This window comes from Rhodanobacter sp. C01 (assembly GCF_002001045.1).
Lineage (GTDB): Bacteria > Pseudomonadota > Gammaproteobacteria > Xanthomonadales > Rhodanobacteraceae > Rhodanobacter.
Genome location: NZ_MUNR01000014.1, coordinates 412,267 through 431,204, shown reverse-complemented (window position 1 = coordinate 431,204; position 18,938 = coordinate 412,267). Strand labels below are relative to the sequence as shown.

Here is an 18,938-nt window from a genome sequence, read left to right as displayed (position 1 = left end):
GCGTACAAAACGCACAGCCCCAATTCGAAAAGCCCAAGCGAGCGCCAGGCGGCTCACTTGGACAAAATTGCGTATCACGCAAAAAAACGTAATCAGCAGGGCTGCACCCTGTGATTACATTGAATTGCGAGGGCCATCCCGGCCTGCGAACTCGAAGCGCATCCTGCGCCTCATTTCGCGGTAGATCGACCGAGGATTAACCTCTATCGATAAGCAAGCTGCGAAGTATACATGCAAATTTCGGCTTAGTGAAGTACCTCGATGAAAAACATCGCAGGCCGTCTCACTTACCCGACGTTATCCGACCAGTTGGTCGGATCACAACGTCGGGAATTATCCCGGCAGCCAGCTGCCGGGATAACAGAACTTACTTGATGACCTTGGCCACCACACCGGCGCCGACGGTGCGGCCGCCTTCGCGAATGGCGAAACGCAGGCCTTCGTCCATCGCGATCGGGTGGATCAGGCTCACCACCATCTTCACGTTGTCGCCCGGCATCACCATCTCCACGCCTTCCGGCAACTGGCAAGCGCCGGTCACGTCGGTCGTGCGGAAGTAGAACTGCGGACGGTAGCCCTTGAAGAACGGCGTATGACGGCCACCCTCGTCCTTCGACAGCACATACACCTCAGCCTCGAAGTCCGTGTGCGGGGTGATCGTGCCCGGCTTGGCCAGCACCTGGCCACGCTCCACGTCGTCACGCTTCAGGCCGCGCAGCAGCAGACCGGCGTTGTCGCCTGCCTGACCCTGATCCAGCAGCTTGCGGAACATTTCCACGCCGGTGACCGTGGTCTTCTGCGTGTCGCGGATACCGACCACTTCGATTTCGTCGCCGACCTTGATGATGCCGCGCTCGATACGACCGGTCACCACGGTGCCGCGGCCCGAGATCGAGAACACGTCTTCCACCGGCATCAGGAACGGCTTGTCGATCGTGCGCACCGGCTCCGGGATATAGCTGTCCAGCGCATCGACCAGCTTGATGATCGCCGGCACGCCAATCTCGCTCTGGTCGCCTTCCAGCGCCAGCTTGGCCGAACCCTGGATGATCGGGGTGTCGTCGCCCGGGAACTCGTACTTGGAGAGCAGCTCGCGCACTTCCATCTCGACCAGCTCGAGCAGCTCGGCGTCGTCCACCATGTCCGCCTTGTTCAGGAAGACCACGATGTACGGCACGCCCACCTGACGGCTCAGCAGAATGTGTTCGCGCGTCTGCGGCATCGGGCCGTCCGCGGCCGAGCACACCAGGATCGCACCGTCCATCTGCGCCGCACCCGTGATCATGTTCTTCACGTAGTCGGCATGGCCCGGGCAGTCCACATGCGCGTAATGGCGCACCGGCGACTCGTATTCCACGTGGGCGGTCGAGATCGTGATGCCGCGCGCCTTCTCTTCCGGCGCTGCGTCGATCGAGCTGTAATCCTTGAACTCGCCACCAAACCGTTCCGCACCGACCTTCGTCAGCGCCGCCGTCAGCGTCGTCTTGCCGTGGTCCACGTGACCAATCGTGCCCACGTTCACGTGCGGCTTGGTGCGTTCGAATTTACCCTTTGCCATGACTCAGACCTCTATAAAAGAACGTTGTATGTGGAAGCGTAGCCTTATCAGGCCTTCTTCATGACCTGTTCGGCGACATTGGTCGGTGCTTCGGCGTAATGGTCGAATTCCATCGTGAAGGTGGCACGACCCTGGGTCAGCGAACGAATGGTCGTCGCATAACCAAACATCTCACCCAGCGGAACCTCGGCATTGATCGTCTTGCCCGACGGCGTGTCTTCCTGGCCGGTGAGCATGCCGCGGCGCTTGCTGATGTCACCCATCACGTCGCCCATGTAATCTTCGGGCGTCACGATTTCGACCTTCATGATCGGCTCGAGCAAGACCGGGCTCGCCTTCGCGAAGCCCTGCTTGAATGCCATGGACGCAGCGAGCTTGAACGCCATTTCCGAAGAGTCGACGTCATGGTAGGAACCGAAGACCAGCTTGGCCTTCACGTTGACCACCGGGAAACCGGCGAGCGGGCCGCTGGTGATGGTTTCGCGCAAGCCCTTTTCGATCGACGGGATGAATTCCTTCGGAATCACGCCGCCGGTGATGTCATTGATGAACAAGAAGTCATCCTTGATGCCCGCAGCGATCTTCTCGTCAGCACGATCAGCCGCGGAAATCGGAGACATCTCGATCACGACGTGACCGTACTGACCTTTACCGCCAGACTGCTTGGCATGCTTGTAGTCCGACTTGACGTCGCTGGTGCGGATCGTTTCGCGATAAGCCACCTGCGGCTTGCCGACATTGGCCTCGACGTTGAACTCGCGGCGCATGCGGTCCACCAGGATATCCAGGTGCAGCTCGCCCATGCCCGAGATGATCGTCTGGCCTGATTCCTCGTCGGTACGCACACGGAACGACGGATCTTCCGCGGCCAGGCGGCCGAGGGCGATGCCCATCTTTTCCTGGTCCGACTTGGTCTTCGGCTCGACCGCCATCGAGATCACCGGCTCCGGGAACGTCATGCGCTCCAGGGTGATGATGTGATCCTGTGCGCACAGCGTATCGCCGGTCGTCACGTCCTTCAGGCCAACCGCGGCGGCGATGTCGCCCGCGCGGACTTCTTTCAGTTCGTGACGCTCGTTCGCGTGCATCTGCAGGATGCGGCCCACGCGCTCTTTCTTGCTCTTGACCGGGTTGTACACGGCATCGCCGGAGTTCAGCGTGCCCGAATAGACGCGGAAGAACGTCAGCGAGCCGACAAACGGGTCGGTCATGATCTTGAACGCGAGCGCGGAGAACGGTGCCGCATCGTCAGCCTTGCGGGTGGCTTCGTTGTCGTCTTCGTCGATGCCAGCAACCGGCGGACGGTCGCCCGGCGACGGCAACAACTGCACCACCGCGTCAAGCATCGCCTGGACGCCCTTGTTCTTGAACGCCGTACCGCAGAAGGCCGGGATGATTTCGTTGGCGAGCGTGCGTTGACGAAGGCCCGCGATGATCTCGCTCTCGGTGAGGTCACCCTCTTCGAGATACTTGTTCATCAGCTCTTCGGTCGCCTCGGCAGCGGACTCCACCATGAAGCTGCGCGCCTCGGCAGCCTGCTCGACCAGATGCGCCGGAATCTCCCGATACTCGAACTTCATGCCCTGGGATTCCATGTCCCAGATGACCGCCTTCATCTTGAGCAGGTCGACCACGCCCTCGAAACCGTCTTCGGCGCCGATTGGCACCTGCATCGGCACCGGATGCGCACCCAGGCGCGCCTTCAGCTGCTCGATAACCTTGTTGAAATTGGCACCGGTGCGATCCATCTTGTTGACGAACGCAAGACGCGGCACCCGATATTTGTTGGCCTGGCGCCACACCGTCTCGGACTGCGGCTGCACGCCACCAACGGCACACAGCACGAACACCGCCCCATCGAGCACACGCAGCGAACGCTCGACTTCGATGGTGAAGTCGACGTGTCCAGGGGTGTCGATGATGTTGAAGCGGTGCTGCTCCATCGAGCCGTCCATGCCCTTCCAGAACGCCGTCGTTGCCGCCGACGTAATGGTGATGCCGCGCTCCTGCTCCTGCTCCATCCAGTCCATCGTGGCTGCACCGTCGTGCACCTCGCCAATCTTGTGACTGACACCGGTGTAGAACAGGATGCGCTCCGTGGTCGTGGTCTTGCCGGCATCGATGTGGGCCATGATGCCGAAGTTGCGGTAGCGCTCGATGGGAGTGGTGCGTGCCATTGCTATTTACCTGTGCCGGGCCTGATTGCCCCGATTCAAAGCAGCCGTCCGGGCCGCACTTCTCATGAAAAATCCGGCAGGAATGCCGGCTTGTTCAAGCCATCAGAGAAGACGGCTTGAACCTCAGGAATCCGCCATGGATGGCGGGTTTGTTTTACCGTCATCGAGGACGGCAAAACAAAACAATTACCAGCGGTAGTGCGAGAAGGCCTTGTTGGCTTCCGCCATACGATGCGTCTCTTCGCGCTTCTTGGCCGCGCCACCGCGGCTTTCCGAAGCCTCGAGCAGCTCGGCGGCCAGCTTGCGCGGCATCGAGGTCTCGCCACGCTTGCGGGCGGCATCGATGACCCAGCGCATCGCCAGCGCCATGCGGCGACCCGGACGAACTTCCACCGGCACCTGATAGGTGGCGCCACCGACACGACGCGACTTGACTTCGACCGCCGGAGCGATGTTGTTGAGCGCCTTCTCGACCAGAGCCACCGGCTCGGCATTCTTTTCGCCAATGTGCTGCAGCGCACCGTAAACGATGCTCTCGGCCACGGACTTCTTGCCGCTCTTCATCACCATGTTGATGAAGCGGGCGATCAGCTGGCTGCCATGCTTGGGATCCGGCAGAACCAGACGGGCGGGATGTGAACCTTTACGCGACATGTTTCGAGTCCTTTACTTCTTCGGGCGCTTGGCGCCGTACTTCGAGCGCGATTGACGGCGCTTGGTGACACCAGCGCAGTCGAGGCTGCCGCGCACCGTGTGGTAACGCACACCGGGCAGATCCTTGACGCGACCGCCGCGGATCAGCACCACCGAGTGCTCCTGCAGGTTGTGGCCTTCACCACCGATGTAGCTGATGATCTCGTAGCCATTGGTCAGGCGCACCTTGGCAACCTTGCGCAATGCCGAGTTCGGCTTCTTCGGAGTGGTCGTGTAAACGCGCGTGCAGACGCCGCGGCGCTGCGGGCTGCTCTGCAAGGCCGGCGACGCACTCTTGTACGTCTTCGGGCTGCGGGATTTGCGCACCAATTGGTTGACTGTCGTCATGCGAAGCTGTTCCTGAAAACATAAAGGCAGCCCGAATAAGCTCGGTCTGCCAAGAAGCGGGAATTTAACATGAGCAGCCTGCCATAGGCAAGCCAACGCTCTGTCATCCTGGACCCGAACACGAGGTGCATCCATGCACCTCATTTCGTATGTCAGCGAGCGGAGTCCGGAACGGACCTACTCGACACCGTTATCACTACCGACCGGAGCCTCGGCAAACGAAGCTGCAGGCGCGGAACCGGAGAGAGTCTCCAGCTCCGAAGCGGACAAACCGCCTTGGCGACGACGCGATGCGTGGTACGCCAGACCTGTACCTGCCGGAATAAGACGGCCGACAATAACATTTTCCTTCAGACCACGCAAGCCGTCGCGCGTACCACGAACCGCCGCCTCGGTAAGGACGCGGGTGGTTTCCTGGAACGAGGCCGCCGAAATGAAAGACTCGGTGGCCAGCGATGCCTTGGTGATGCCCAGCAGCACTGACTGGTACTCCGCCGGACGCTCGCCCTTGGCCACCGCACGATCGTTCTCGCGGTTGATCCGCACGCGCTCGACCTGCTCGCCACGCAGATAATGGCTGTCGCCCGGCTCGACGATCTCGATCTTGCGCAGCATCTGGCGAATGATCGCTTCGATGTGCTTGTCGTTGATCTTCACGCCCTGCAGGCGATACACGTCCTGGATTTCCTTGACCAGGTACGAGGCCAGCGGCTCCACGCCCAGCAGGCGCAGGATGTCATGCGGGCTCGGCTCGCCGTCGACGACGGTTTCGCCCTTCTCCACATGCTCGCCTTCGAACACGATGACCTGGCGCCACTTCGGAATCAGCTCTTCGTGCTCGTTGCCGTCGACGTCCTTGATGATCAGACGCTGCTTGCCCTTGGTGTCCTTGCCGAAGCTGATGATGCCGGAGCGCTCGGCGAGGATCGCCGGCTCCTTCGGCTTGCGTGCCTCGAACAGATCGGCCACGCGCGGCAGACCACCGGTGATGTCGCGAGTCTTCGAGGTTTCCTGCGGGATACGGGCAACCACGTCGCCTACGCCCACTTCGGCACCGTTCTGGATCGACACGATCGCACCGGCCGGCAGGAAGTACTGCGCGGCAATGTCGGTACCCGGCAGCTTGAGTTCGCGACCCTTGCTGTCTTCCAGACGCACGATCGGGCGCAGATCCTTTGCCTGCGTGCCACGACGCTTCGGATCGGTAACCACCGCCGACTCCAGGCCGGTCAGCTCATCGGTCTGGCTCTGCACGGTGACGCCATCGAGGAAGTCGATGAAGCGCACCACACCGGCCACTTCGGTGACGATCGGATGGGTATGCGGATCCCAGTTCGCCACGGTCTGGCCGGGCTTGACCGGGTTGCCGTCCTTGACTGCGATGGTGGCACCGTAAGGCACCTTGTAACGCTCGCGCTCACGACCGCTGGAGTCGATGACGCTCAACTCGCCCGAGCGCGACACCGCCACCAGATGGCCCTGCTTGTGCTGCACCGACTTCAGGTTGTTGTACTTCAGCGAGCCGGTGGTCTTCACCGTCACGTTGTCCACGGCCGCCGCACGCGAAGCCGCACCACCGATGTGGAACGTACGCATGGTGAGCTGGGTACCCGGCTCACCGATCGACTGCGCGGCGACCACTCCCACGGCCTCGCCCATGTTGACCAGGTGGCCACGGGCCAGATCGCGGCCGTAGCACAGCTTGCACACGCCGTGCTCGGCGACGCAGGTGATCGGCGAACGCACCTTGATGATCTGCACGCCAGCCTTGTCGAGCTTCTCGACCAAGGCTTCGTTGAGCAGGGTATCGCGGGTGACGATCGGCTGATCGTCGTCGCCTGGTGCGTAGACGTCCTCGACCACCACGCGGCCCAGCACGCGCTCGCGCAACGGCTCGACCACATCGCCGCCTTCGACGATCGGCTGCATGATGACGCCTTCCTCGGTACCGCAGTCATCCATGGTGATGACCACGTCCTGCGCCACGTCGACGAGACGACGGGTCAGGTAACCGGAGTTCGCGGTCTTCAACGCCGTATCCGCCAGGCCCTTACGAGCACCGTGGGTGGAGTTGAAGTACTGCAGCACATTCAGGCCTTCGCGGAAGTTGGCCTTGATGGGCGTCTCGATGATCGAGCCGTCCGGGCGTGCCATCAGGCCACGCATACCGGCCAGCTGACGAATCTGCGCCACGGAACCACGGGCGCCGGAGTCAGCCATGATGTACAGCGAGTTCATCGACTTCTGGTTGACCATCTTGCCGTCGGCATCCTTCACCTTCTCGGTGCCGATGCCGTCGATCATGGCCTTCGCCACCAGTTCGCTGGTGCGCGACCAGATGTCGACCACCTTGTTGTAGCGCTCGCCGGCGGTGACCAGACCCGACTGGTACTGCTGCTGGATCTCGACGACTTCCTTCTCGGCTTCCTCGAGGATGGGCTTTTTCTCGGCCGGGATCAGCATGTCGTCGATGCCGATCGAGATGCCGGCACGCGTGGCGAACCGGTAACCGGTGTACATCAGCTTGTCGGCGAAGATCACGGTTTCCTTCAAGCCCAGCAAACGGTAGCTGGAGTTGATCAGGCGCGAGATGGCCTTCTTGGTCAGTTCGGTGTTGGCCAGCTCGAACGGCAGGCCTTCCGGCAGGATTTCCGCCAGCAGCGCGCGGCCCACGGTGGTCTCGACGATCTTGGTTTCATGCGTGCGGGTGCCATCCTCGGCGACGTGCACCAGCTTCAGGCGCACCTTGACCTTGGCGTGCAGCTCGACCGCGCGGTTGTCATAGGCACGACGGGCCTCGGCAATGCCGGAGAACACCATGCCGGAACCCTTGACGTTGATCAGCTCGCGGGTCATGTAGTACAGACCCAGCACCACGTCCTGGGTCGGCACGATGATCGGCTCGCCGTTGGCGGGGCTGAGGATGTTGTTGGACGACATCATCAGCGTGCGCGCTTCCAGCTGCGCCTCGATCGACAGCGGCACATGGACGGCCATCTGATCGCCGTCGAAGTCGGCGTTGAATGCCGTACAGACGAGCGGATGCAGCTGGATCGCCTTGCCTTCGATCAGCTTCGGCTCGAACGCCTGGATGCCCAGGCGATGCAGGGTCGGCGCACGGTTCAGCAGCACCGGATGCTCGCGGATCACCTCTTCGAGGATGTCCCACACCTGGGCCTCTTCGCGCTCGACCAGCTTCTTCGCCGCCTTGATGGTGGTGGCTTCGCCACGCGCCTGCAGCTTGGCGAAGATGAACGGCTTGAACAGCTCAAGCGCCATCTTCTTCGGCAGACCGCACTGGTGCAGGCGCAGGGTCGGACCGACCACGATCACCGAACGACCGGAGTAATCCACGCGCTTGCCGAGCAGGTTCTGGCGGAAGCGGCCCTGCTTGCCCTTGATCATGTCGGCGAGCGACTTCAGCGCGCGCTTGTTGGTGCCGGTGATGGCACGACCACGGCGACCGTTGTCGAGCAGCGCATCGACCGATTCCTGCAGCATGCGCTTCTCGTTGCGCACGATGATGTCGGGCGCATTGAGCTCGAGCAGACGCTTCAGGCGGTTGTTGCGGTTGATCACGCGACGGTACAGATCGTTCAGGTCGGAGGTGGCGAAACGGCCACCGTCCAGCGGCACCAGCGGACGCAGGTCCGGCGGCAGCACGGGAAGAACGGTCAGCACCATCCACTCCGGCTTGTTGCCGGATTCCAGGAACGCCTCGATCAGCTTGACGCGCTTGGTGAGGCGCTTGAGCTTGGTCTCGGAGTTGGTGGAGGTGATCTCTTCCTTCAGGCGGATCACTTCGCCCGGCAGGTCGAGCGATTTCAGCAGCTCGTAGACGGCCTCGGCACCCATGCGGGCGTCGAACTCGTCGCCGTGCTCTTCGGTCGCTTCCAGGTACTGGTCCTCGCTGAGCAGCTGGCCGCGCTCCAGCGCGGTCATGCCCGGATCGATCACCACGAACGCCTCGAAGTACAGGATGCGCTCGATGTCACGCAGGGTCATGTCCAGCATCAGGCCGATGCGCGAGGGCAGCGACTTGAGGAACCAGATATGCGCGGTCGGGCTGGCCAGCTCGATGTGGCCCATGCGCTCGCGACGCACCTTGGCCAGCGTCACTTCCGTGCCGCACTTCTCGCAGACCACGCCGCGATGCTTCATGCGCTTGTACTTGCCGCACAGGCACTCGTAGTCCTTCACCGGTCCGAAGATGGCGGCGCAGAACAGGCCGTCACGCTCCGGCTTGAAGGTGCGGTAGTTGATGGTTTCCGGCTTCTTCACTTCGCCGTACGACCACGAACGGATCAGCTCCGGCGAGGCCAGCGCGATCTTGATCGCGTCGAAATCCGGCGTCGCGCGTTGCTGATTGAACAGATTGAGCAAGTCTTTCATTCGAAATCTCCGGTGACTGCGCGGATCACTTGATCTCTTCCAGATCGATGTTGATGGCAAGCGAGCGGATTTCCTTCACCAGCACGTTGAAGGATTCCGGCATGCCGGCCGACATCTCGTGGTTGCCGTCGACAATGTTCTTGTACATCTGGTTGCGGCCCTGCACGTCATCGGACTTCACCGTCAGCATTTCCTGCAGGGTGTAAGCCGCGCCGTAGGCTTCCAGCGCCCACACTTCCATCTCGCCGAAGCGCTGACCACCGAACTGCGCCTTGCCGCCCAACGGCTGCTGGGTGACCAGCGAGTACGGACCGGTGGAACGCGCATGCATCTTGTCGTCGACCAGATGATTGAGCTTGAGGTAGTGCATGTAGCCCACGGTGACCGGGCGATCGAACGCCTCGCCGGTGCGACCGTCATACAGCATGGTCTGACCCGACTCGGGCAGATCCGCCAGCTTCAGCATCGCCTTGATCTCGGTCTCTTCCGCACCGTCGAACACCGGCGTCGCCATCGGCACGCCTTCCTGCAGATTGGTGGCGAGGGTGAAGATCTCCTTGTCGGTAAGCGACTTCAGGTCGACGTGCTGCACGGCACCGGCCACGTGGCTGTTGTAGATCTGGTCGAGGAACTCGCGGATCTTGGCGACCTTCTCCTGCGCCTCGAGCATCTTCTGGATCTTCTTGCCCAGGCCCTTGGCGGCCCAGCCCAGATGCACTTCCAGAATCTGCCCGATGTTCATGCGCGAAGGCACGCCCAGCGGGTTCAGCACGATGTCGACCGGCACACCGTCAGCGGAGTACGGCATGTCTTCCACCGGCACCACGTTCGAGACCACACCCTTGTTGCCGTGACGACCAGCCATCTTGTCGCCCGGCTGGATGCGGCGCTTCACGGCCAGGAACACCTTGACCATCTTGAGCACGCCCGGTGCAAGATCGTCGCCCTGGGTGATCTTGCCCTGCTTCTCCTTGAAACGCTTGTCGAACTCCTCCTTGTGGCGCTTGACCTGATCGGCCGCGCGCTCAAGGAACTCGGTGACTTCCTCGTCCTTGACGTTGATCTTGAACCAATCGTCCTTCTTCAGGCCGTCGAGGTAGGCATCGGTGATTTCCGTGCCACGCTTCAGGCCGCCCGGACCGCTCATCGCGGACTTGCCGAGCAACTGGGTGCGCATGCGGCTGTAGATCGCGCCTTCGAGGATGCGGAACTGGTCGTCCAGATCCTTGCGGATCCGCTTGACCTCGGTTTCCTCGATCTGCTTGGCGCGCTTGTCCTTCTCGATGCCGTCGCGGGTGAACACCTGCACGTCGATGACGGTGCCGTCCATACCCGGCGGCACGCGCAGCGAGCTGTCCTTAACATCGGACGCCTTCTCGCCGAAGATCGCACGCAGCAGCTTCTCTTCCGGCGTAAGCTGGCTCTCGCCCTTCGGCGTGACCTTGCCGACCATGATGTCGCCGGCCTTCACTTCCGCACCGATGTACACGATGCCGGATTCGTCCAGACGCGCCAGCGCCTGCTCGCCCACGTTCGGGATGTCGGCGGTGATTTCCTCGGCGCCCAGCTTGGTGTCACGCGCGATGCAGGACAGCTCCTCGATGTGGATCGAGGTGTAGCGGTCTTCCTGCACAACGCGCTCGGAGAGCAGGATCGAGTCTTCGAAGTTGTAGCCGTTCCACGGCATGAACGCGATCAGCATGTTCTGGCCGAGCGCGAGCTCACCCAGATCGGTCGACGAACCGTCGGCCAGCGTGTCGCCCTTTGCAACCACGTCACCGACGTTCACCAGCGGACGCTGGTTGAGGTTGGTGTTCTGGTTGGAGCGGGTGTACTTGGTCAGCGTGTAGATATCGACGCCGGCATCGTTGTCGCCGACCTCTTCCTCGTTCACGCGCACCACGATACGCGCCGCATCGACCTGGTCGATCACGCCGCCGCGCTTGGCGGAGACGATGACGCCGGAGTCACGCGCCACCGCGCGCTCGATGCCGGTACCCACCAGCGGGGTCTGCGAACGCAGGGTCGGCACGGCCTGGCGCTGCATGTTCGCGCCCATCAGGGCGCGGTTCGCATCGTCGTGCTCGAGGAACGGCACCAGCGCCGCGGCGACCGACACGGTCTGCATCGGCGACACGTCCATGTAGTCGACTTCGGACGCCGGACGCAGCTCGGATTCGCCACGGAAACGGCAGGACACGAAGTCCTCGATGAAGCCGCCGTGCTTGTCGAGCGGCGAGTTCGCCTGCGCGATCACGTGGTCGCCTTCCTCGATCGCCGACAGGTAATCGACCTTGTCGGTGACCTTGCTGTTGGCGACCTTGCGGTACGGCGTCTCGAGGAAGCCATACGAATTCGTGCGCGCGTACACGGCGAGCGAGTTGATCAGGCCGATGTTCGGGCCTTCCGGCGTTTCGATGGTGCAGACGCGGCCGTAATGGGTCGGATGCACGTCACGCACTTCGAAGCCGGCGCGTTCGCGGGTCAGGCCGCCCGGTCCAAGTGCCGAAACACGGCGCTTGTGGGTGACTTCCGACAGCGGATTGTTCTGATCCATGAACTGGGACAGCTGCGAGGAGCCAAAGAACTCCTTCACTGCCGCCGCCACCGGCTTGGCATTGATCAGATCCTGCGGGGTCAGGCCATCAGCCTCGGCCAGCGACAGGCGCTCGCGCACCGCGCGCTCGACGCGCACCAGACCGATGCGGAAGGTGTTTTCGGCCATCTCGCCCACCGAACGCACGCGACGGTTGCCCAGGTGGTCGATGTCGTCGACGGTGCCATGGCCGTTCTTGATGTCGATCAGCACCTTCAGCACGTCGAGGATATCGGACGTCACGCCCTGTTCCTGGACCAGCCGCTGCGACTCCTCTTCCTTGCGCTCGCTGAAGTACTTGTGGTCGTACAGCACGCCCGGACCGAGGATTTCCTTGCGGCCCACGCGGCGGTTGAACTTCATCCGGCCCACGCTCGACAGGTCGTAGCGGTCGAAGGTGAAGAACAGGTTGAAGAACAGGTTCTGTGCGGCATCCTTGGTCGGCGGCTCGCCCGGACGCATCATGCGATAGATTTCCACCAGCGCCTCGAGCGGCGTCTTGGTGTTGTCAATGCGCAGGGTGTGCGAGATGTAGGCGCCGCGATCGAGATCGTTGACGTACAGCGTCGGCACCGTCTCGATACCGGCCTTGCGGAAGTTCTCCAGCTGTTCGGCAGTGATCTCGTCATTCGCCGAGGCCAGCAGTTCGCCGGTCTTCGCATCGACGATGTCGGTGGCGAGGATGCGGCCGACCGGGTAGTCGTCCGGCACTTCCAGCGCGGTGATGTTCTCGGCCGCGAGCTGGCGCACGTGACGCGCGGTGATGCGCTTGCCGGCTTCCACCAGCACCGTACCGCCAATCGCCAGGTCGAAGCTCAGCGTCTCGCCGCGCAGGCGTTCGGCCACCAGCTCCAGCGTGGTGCCGCCCTTCTTGCCCAGGTGGAACACGTTGTGCTCGAAGAAGATGCCCAGCATCTCTTCGTTGTTGTAGCCGAGCGCGCGCAGCAGCACGGTGACCGGCAGTTTGCGGCGACGATCGATACGGGTGAACAGCGCGTCCTTCGGGTCGAACTCGAAATCGAGCCACGAACCACGGTAAGGAATCACGCGCGCCGAGAACAGCAACTTGCCCGAGCTGTGCGTCTTGCCGCGGTCGTGATCGAAGAACACGCCCGGCGAACGATGCAGCTGCGAGACGATCACGCGCTCGGTGCCGTTGATGATGAAGGTGCCGGTGTCGGTCATGAGCGGAATCTCGCCCATGTAGACCTCCTGCTCCTTGATGTACTTGACCACCTTCTTCGAGGCCGGGCTGTCCTTGTCATAGATGACCAGGCGCACGGTGGTGCGCAGCGGCGCACCGTAGGTCATGCCGCGGTTGCGGCATTCGCGCTCGTCGAACGCCGGCTCGCCGAGACGGTAGTCGACATACTCCAGTGCGGCATTGCCCGAATAGCTGGTAATCGGGAATACCGACTTCAGCGCCGCATGCAAACCCTTCTCGCCGCGCTGTTTGGGCGCGACATGCTCCTGCAGAAACTCCCGGTAGGAATCAGTCTGGATGGTCAGCAGGTTCGGCACACCCAGTACGGGCGGACGCTTGCCAAAATCCTTGCGGATGCGTTTCTTCTCGGTAAACGAGTAGGCCATGATCGGTAGCGCCTCGGTTCGCAGTGACGCCGGTGGTGCACACACCGGCTGAATGAAAAATCAGATGTTCACAAATCCGGGGATTTGGGAATCGAGAATGTGGAATCGCCTGACGATTCCCAATTCTCCATTCCCCTCCTCGCTCAACTCTTTCGCGCCTAAGCAGGCAAAGCCCGGGGGCTCACGCCCCCAGGCTTGCTTGACGCTAGATCAAACTGACGACGCGCAAGGGCGCCAATTACTTCAGTTCGACCGTGGCGCCGGCAGCTTCGAGTTCCTTCTTGAACTTGTCGGCGTCTTCCTTCGACACGGCTTCCTTCAGGACGCCGCCGGCCTCGGTGAGGTCCTTGGCTTCCTTCAGGCCCAGGCCGGTGATGGCGCGGACGGCCTTGATCACGTCGACCTTCTTGGCGCCGGCGTTCTTCAGGATCACGTCGAACTCGGTCTGCGCTTCGGCAACCGGGGCAGCAGCGGCCGGGCCGGCCACGGCAACCGGGGCAGCAGCGGTCACGCCAAACTTCTCTTCGATGGCCTTCACCAGGTCCATCACTTCCATGAGCGATTTGGCGGCGACAGCTTCAACGATCTGTTCGTTGGTCAGGGACATTTTCATTTACCTCTGGAAATTGGATTCGGTTTGAATAGACGGTGAACTTAGGCGGGCTCGGCTTCGGCCGGGGCTTCGGCAGCGACTTCGCCACCACCCTGCTTGTCGGCCACAGCCTTGACGACACGGGCGAACATCGTGGCCGGCTCGGCCAGCACGCGGGCCAGCATGGCCAGCGCCTGTTCGCGGGTCGGCAGCGAGGCCAGCACGTCGACATGCGCAGCCGGCAGCAGCTTGCCTTCCACCGAGACGACTTTCGCCTTCAGCTTGTCGTTGCCCTTGGCAAATTCCTTGATCAGACGCCCGGCTGCGCCGGGCTCTTCCGTCGAGAATGCGTACAGCAGCGGACCGACCAGGGCGTCCTTGACGACCTCGAATTCGGTACCGGCCACGGCGCGCGATGCCAGCGTGTTCTTGACAACTCTCAAGTACACACCGGTTTCGCGAGCCTTCTTGCGCATCGCGGTCATCTGTTCGACCGTGGTGCCCGCATACTCGGCAGCGACCAGGGAGTGAGCCTTTGCGGCAACCTCTGCCAGTTCGGCGACTACTTCTTTCTTCTGAGACAGATTGAGAGCCATTGCACTCCTCCAAATGAACTCCGCTCACGGCTCCTGCCGCTTGCGGTCCTGGGCGACGCCTTCCGTGACGTCGGGGACACAAGGTGTCCCGGGTGGTGGCCTTTCCAGAACAAATCGAACAATTCCAGAAGGGGCTACACCATCTGCGCAGGCCGGATTTGCGAGAAATCCGATTAAGCGATCCCGCTGGCGGCGACGGCGATTCCTTGCCGAACACGAGCTCCCTGCCCGTCGTCGTCGCGCGCTGAACGCGCCTGCGGTCTTTGACGGCGGTCCCGGAAACCTTCAAGCGTTGCCGGGACTGCCTTCAAAAACTGCCCGCACCGGCATTTCGCCAGCGCGGGACTTGAGCCTTACTTGGTCGCGATGGTCAGCGACGAGGTATCGACGGCAACGCCGACACCCATCGTGCTGGACAGTGCAACCTTCTGCAGAAACACGCCCTTGGCCGTCGACGGCTTTGCCTTGACCAGATCGGCGATCAGCGTATTGAGGTTATCGGCAAGCTGCGAGGCTTCGAACCCGACCTTGCCGATGGTGGCGTGGACGATGCCCGCCTTGTCGTTGCGGAACTTCACCTGGCCGGCCTTGGCGTTCTTGACGGCCGTGGCGACGTCGGCGGTGACCGAGCCGTCCTTGGGATTCGGCATCAGGCCGCGCGGGCCGAGCAGCTGACCGAGCTTGCCGACCACGCGCATCGCGTCCGGCGTGGCGATCACCCGACCGAAGTCGAGATCACCCGCCTGCATGCGCTCGGCCAGATCGTCCATGCCGACCGCGTCGGCACCGGCGGCCTTGGCGGCCTCAGCCTTCTCGCCCGGCGGGCAGAACACGGCAACCTTGACGGTCTTGCCGGTGCCGTGCGGCAGCAGCGAGGAACCACGCACGCCCTGGTCGGACTTCTTCGCGTCGATGCCCAGACGCACAGCCACGTCCACCGACTCGGCGAACTTTGCCTTGGCGTTGTCCTTGACGATCTTCAAGGCTTCTTCCAGGCCATAGAACTTGCCCGGCTGCACTGCGGCCTGAGCCGACTTCATACGCTTCGTGAGCTTTGCCATGTCTTAACCCTCCACCACAAGGCCCATGCTGCGGGCGCTACCGGCAATGGTGCGCACCGCGGCGTCGAGATCGGCAGCCGTCAGATCAGGCTCCTTCTGCTTCGCAATATCTTCCAGCTGCTTGCGGGTGACCTTGCCGACCTTGTCGGTATTCGGCTTCTGCGAACCCTTGGTGACACCGGTAGCCTTCTTCAGAAGGATCGTGGCGGGCGGGGTCTTGGTGATGAAGGTGAAGCTGCGATCGGAGTACGCGGTGATGATGGTCGGAATCGGCAGACCCGGCTCCAGCTTCTGCGTGGCGGCATTGAACGCCTTGCAGAACTCCATGATGTTCAGACCGCGCTGACCCAGCGCCGGACCTACCGGCGGCGACGGGTTGGCCTGACCGGCCTTGACCTGCAGCTTGATGTAACCGACAACTTTCTTTGCCATTGGATTTTTCCTCGCGAGTCCAGGCGCCTTGCGGCTCCTCGCTGTTCACCAGTCCGTGGATGGAAGGAAGGATCCACCTCTTGCGGATCCTGAAACGCGGGCACGCCGGATCGAAAATGATCCAGCGTGAACCGCGCAGTATAGAGATTTGCCAGCCGGACAGCAATCCCCGTGCCAGGATGCCCTGCGGCAGGGGGTCAGGCTTTCTCGACCTGACCGAATTCCAGCTCGACCGGGGTCGACCGACCGAAGATCAGCACCGCGACGCGCAGGCGGCTCTTCTCGTAGTTGACTTCCTCGACCACGCCGTTGAAATCGTTGAACGGCCCTTCGGTAACACGAACCATCTCGCCCGGCTCGAACAACACCTTGGGCCTCGGCTTCTCGACACCCTCGCGTACACGACTGAGAATGGCATCGGCTTCGCTGTCCTTGATTGGCAGCGGACGATCGGCGGTGCCACCGATGAAACCCATGACTTTCGGGGTTTCCTTGATCAGGTGCCAGCACTCGTCGTCGATCCGCGGCGCCTTGCCCTCGGTATTCGTCTCGATCTGCACCAGCACGTAGCCGGGAAAGAACTTGCGATCGCTGCGGCGCTTCTGGCCACCGCGCATCTCGATCACTTCCTCGGTCGGCACCAGCACTTCGCCGAATTTCTCTTCCATCTCGGCGCGCTTGATACGCTCCTCGAGAGAACGCTTCACCTGATTCTCGAAGCCCGAATAGGCGTGCACCACATACCAGCGCTTGCTCATGCTCACCTCAGGCACCCAGCTTCAGAAGCCAGTCGAGAATGACTGACTTCAGGATCAGGTCGATCAGACCCAGCAGCAGCGACAAGACAATCACCACCACGATGATGATACCGGTCGTCTTGATCGTTTCGTCGCGGGTCGGCCAGACCACCTTGCGCATTTCGAACTGCGATTCGCCGACGAAGTTCCGCACCCGGCGTCCCAACGCGGTAAACGCCGCAATCGTCAGCGCGATGATCAGTGCGGCCAGCACGCCAAGCAGGCGCACCGACGCGGATATGCTGCCGTCCCTGCCGAACCAGGAATAGGCGACGATACCGGCAATCAGCACCAGCCCCGCCAGTACCAGCTTGCCGATGTCGGCGGCGTTCGTGCCCTTGGGCTGTTCTGCCTTGGTATTCATGCACTAAGTGATCGGATGCCAGCAGCATGCCGTGCCTTGCGGTCGGCGTTGCCATCGTCACCCGTCTCGATCCTCGGGGAGTGGCACGCCAGGAGGGACTTGAACCCCCAACCTGCGGTTTTGGAGACCGCTGCTCTGCCAATTGAGCTACTGGCGTACATGACTTGAACTTCAAACACGATGGCGAGCGGCATTGAGTCCGCTCGCCCCGTGAACTTTTGCTTTAGCCGTCCTCCATGACGACAAGGGTCAAACCGGCATCCATGCCGGACTTTTCATGAGAGCAGTTTACTTGATGACCTTGGCCACCACACCGGCGCCGACGGTGCGGCCGCCTTCGCGAATGGCGAAACGCAGGCCTTCGTCCATCGCGATCGGGTGGATCAGGCTCACCACCATCTTCACGTTGTCGCCCGGCATCACCATCTCCACGCCTTCCGGCAACTGGCAAGCGCCGGTCACGTCGGTCGTGCGGAAGTAGAACTGCGGACGGTAGCCCTTGAAGAACGGCGTATGACGGCCACCCTCGTCCTTCGACAGCACATACACCTCAGCCTCGAAGTCCGTGTGCGGGGTGATCGTGCCCGGCTTGGCCAGCACCTGGCCACGCTCCACGTCGTCACGCTTCAGGCCGCGCAGCAGCAGACCGGCGTTGTCGCCTGCCTGACCCTGGTCCAGCAGCTTGCGGAACATTTCCACGCCGGTGACCGTGGTCTTCTGCGTGTCGCGGATACCGACCACTTCGATTTCGTCGCCAACCTTGATGATGCCGCGCTCGATACGACCGGTCACCACGGTGCCGCGGCCCGAGATCGAGAACACGTCTTCCACCGGCATCAGGAACGGCTTGTCGATCGTGCGCACCGGCTCCGGGATGTAGCTGTCCAGCGCATCGACCAGCTTGATGATCGCCGGCACGCCAATCTCGCTCTGGTCGCCTTCCAGCGCCAGCTTGGCCGAACCCTGGATGATCGGGGTGTCGTCGCCCGGGAACTCGTACTTGGAGAGCAACTCGCGCACTTCCATCTCGACCAGCTCGAGCAGCTCGGCGTCGTCCACCATGTCCGCCTTGTTCAGGAAGACCACGATGTACGGCACGCCCACCTGACGGCTCAGCAGGATGTGTTCGCGCGTCTGCGGCATCGGGCCGTCCGCGGCCGAGCACACCAGGATCGCACCGTCCATCTGCGCCGCACCCGTGATCATGTTCTTCACGTAGTCGGCATGGCCCGGGCAGTCCACATGCGCGTAATGGCGCACCGGCGACTCGTATTCCACGTGGGCGGTCGAGATCGTGATGCCGCGCGCCTTCTCTTCCGGCGCTGCGTCGATCGAGCTGTAATCCTTGAACTCGCCACCAAACCGTTCCGCACCGACCTTCGTCAGCGCCGCCGTCAGCGTCGTCTTGCCGTGGTCCACGTGACCAATCGTGCCCACGTTCACGTGCGGCTTGGTGCGTTCGAATTTACCCTTTGCCATGCGCGCTAAATCCCGATGGAGTCAATCAATTGGAAGAAACCCGCCCTTGCGGGGCTGACCATCCATCATGATGGCCGAATGAAATGGTGCTCATAACAGGAATCGAACCTGTGACCTCTTCCTTACCAAGGAAGTGCTCTACCGACTGAGCTACATGAGCAAAGTTTTAGCCATCCTCCATGATGGCAAAGAACGAACCAGCATCCATGCCGGACAATTCAAAAAGCGTCGATCTATGCAGCAATTGCTTCGATCAACAGCAC

The 18,938-nt window shown here is 62.1% G+C and carries 13 protein-coding genes and 2 tRNA genes; all 15 read right to left on the bottom strand.

The features are described from left to right. Nucleotides 1-367: 367 nt before the first annotated feature. On the bottom strand, nt 368-1,558 hold the full coding sequence (gene tuf, locus B0E50_RS16065; protein ID WP_077442324.1) for an elongation factor Tu: 1,191 nt from the start codon (nt 1,556-1,558) through the stop codon (nt 368-370). Between the two features lie 47 nt (nt 1,559-1,605). Continuing rightward, complete coding sequence (gene fusA / locus B0E50_RS16060; RefSeq protein ID WP_077442332.1) at nt 1,606-3,735, bottom strand: elongation factor G; 2,130 nt, start codon at nt 3,733-3,735, stop codon at nt 1,606-1,608. Between the two features lie 186 nt (nt 3,736-3,921). Beyond that, entirely contained in the window at nt 3,922-4,389 is a 468-nt protein-coding gene (gene rpsG, locus B0E50_RS16055; protein WP_007514548.1) for a 30S ribosomal protein S7, read from the bottom strand. Between the two features lie 12 nt (nt 4,390-4,401). Further along, the gene (gene rpsL, locus B0E50_RS16050) at nt 4,402-4,776 is read right to left on the bottom strand and encodes a 30S ribosomal protein S12 (protein ID WP_077442331.1); all 375 of its coding nucleotides are present in this window, start codon (nt 4,774-4,776) and stop codon (nt 4,402-4,404) included. Nucleotides 4,777-4,953: 177 nt separating this feature from the next. Beyond that, on the bottom strand, nt 4,954-9,168 hold the full coding sequence (rpoC, locus tag B0E50_RS16045; RefSeq protein ID WP_077442330.1) for a DNA-directed RNA polymerase subunit beta': 4,215 nt from the start codon (nt 9,166-9,168) through the stop codon (nt 4,954-4,956). Nucleotides 9,169-9,193: 25 nt separating this feature from the next. Then, complete coding sequence (gene rpoB / locus B0E50_RS16040; RefSeq protein WP_077442650.1) at nt 9,194-13,354, bottom strand: DNA-directed RNA polymerase subunit beta; 4,161 nt, start codon at nt 13,352-13,354, stop codon at nt 9,194-9,196. Between the two features lie 238 nt (nt 13,355-13,592). Continuing rightward, the gene (gene rplL / locus B0E50_RS16035; protein WP_077442329.1) at nt 13,593-13,961 is read right to left on the bottom strand and encodes a 50S ribosomal protein L7/L12; all 369 of its coding nucleotides are present in this window, start codon (nt 13,959-13,961) and stop codon (nt 13,593-13,595) included. Nucleotides 13,962-14,008: 47 nt separating this feature from the next. Further along, complete coding sequence (gene rplJ, locus B0E50_RS16030) at nt 14,009-14,542, bottom strand: 50S ribosomal protein L10 (RefSeq protein ID WP_077442328.1); 534 nt, start codon at nt 14,540-14,542, stop codon at nt 14,009-14,011. Between the two features lie 353 nt (nt 14,543-14,895). Further along, nucleotides 14,896-15,603, bottom strand: coding sequence for a 50S ribosomal protein L1 (gene rplA, locus B0E50_RS16025; protein WP_077442327.1), 708 nt, complete (start codon nt 15,601-15,603; stop codon nt 14,896-14,898). Nucleotides 15,604-15,606: 3 nt separating this feature from the next. Continuing rightward, on the bottom strand, nt 15,607-16,035 hold the full coding sequence (gene rplK, locus B0E50_RS16020) for a 50S ribosomal protein L11 (protein ID WP_077442326.1): 429 nt from the start codon (nt 16,033-16,035) through the stop codon (nt 15,607-15,609). Between the two features lie 197 nt (nt 16,036-16,232). Beyond that, nucleotides 16,233-16,793 (bottom strand): transcription termination/antitermination protein NusG, encoded by a 561-nt coding sequence (nusG, locus tag B0E50_RS16015; protein ID WP_077442649.1) that lies wholly within the window; start codon nt 16,791-16,793, stop codon nt 16,233-16,235. A 7-nt stretch (nt 16,794-16,800) separates the two neighbouring features. After that, nucleotides 16,801-17,196 carry a preprotein translocase subunit SecE gene (secE, locus tag B0E50_RS16010; RefSeq protein WP_077442325.1) on the bottom strand — a complete coding sequence of 132 codons (396 nt, stop codon included), beginning with the start codon at nt 17,194-17,196 and terminating at the stop codon, nt 16,801-16,803. Nucleotides 17,197-17,277: 81 nt separating this feature from the next. After that, nucleotides 17,278-17,353, bottom strand: a tRNA-Trp gene (locus B0E50_RS16005). Nucleotides 17,354-17,484: 131 nt separating this feature from the next. Next, complete coding sequence (gene tuf / locus B0E50_RS16000) at nt 17,485-18,675, bottom strand: elongation factor Tu (RefSeq protein WP_077442324.1); 1,191 nt, start codon at nt 18,673-18,675, stop codon at nt 17,485-17,487. Nucleotides 18,676-18,759: 84 nt separating this feature from the next. Beyond that, nucleotides 18,760-18,835, bottom strand: a tRNA-Thr gene (locus B0E50_RS15995). Nucleotides 18,836-18,938: the final 103 nt, after the last annotated feature.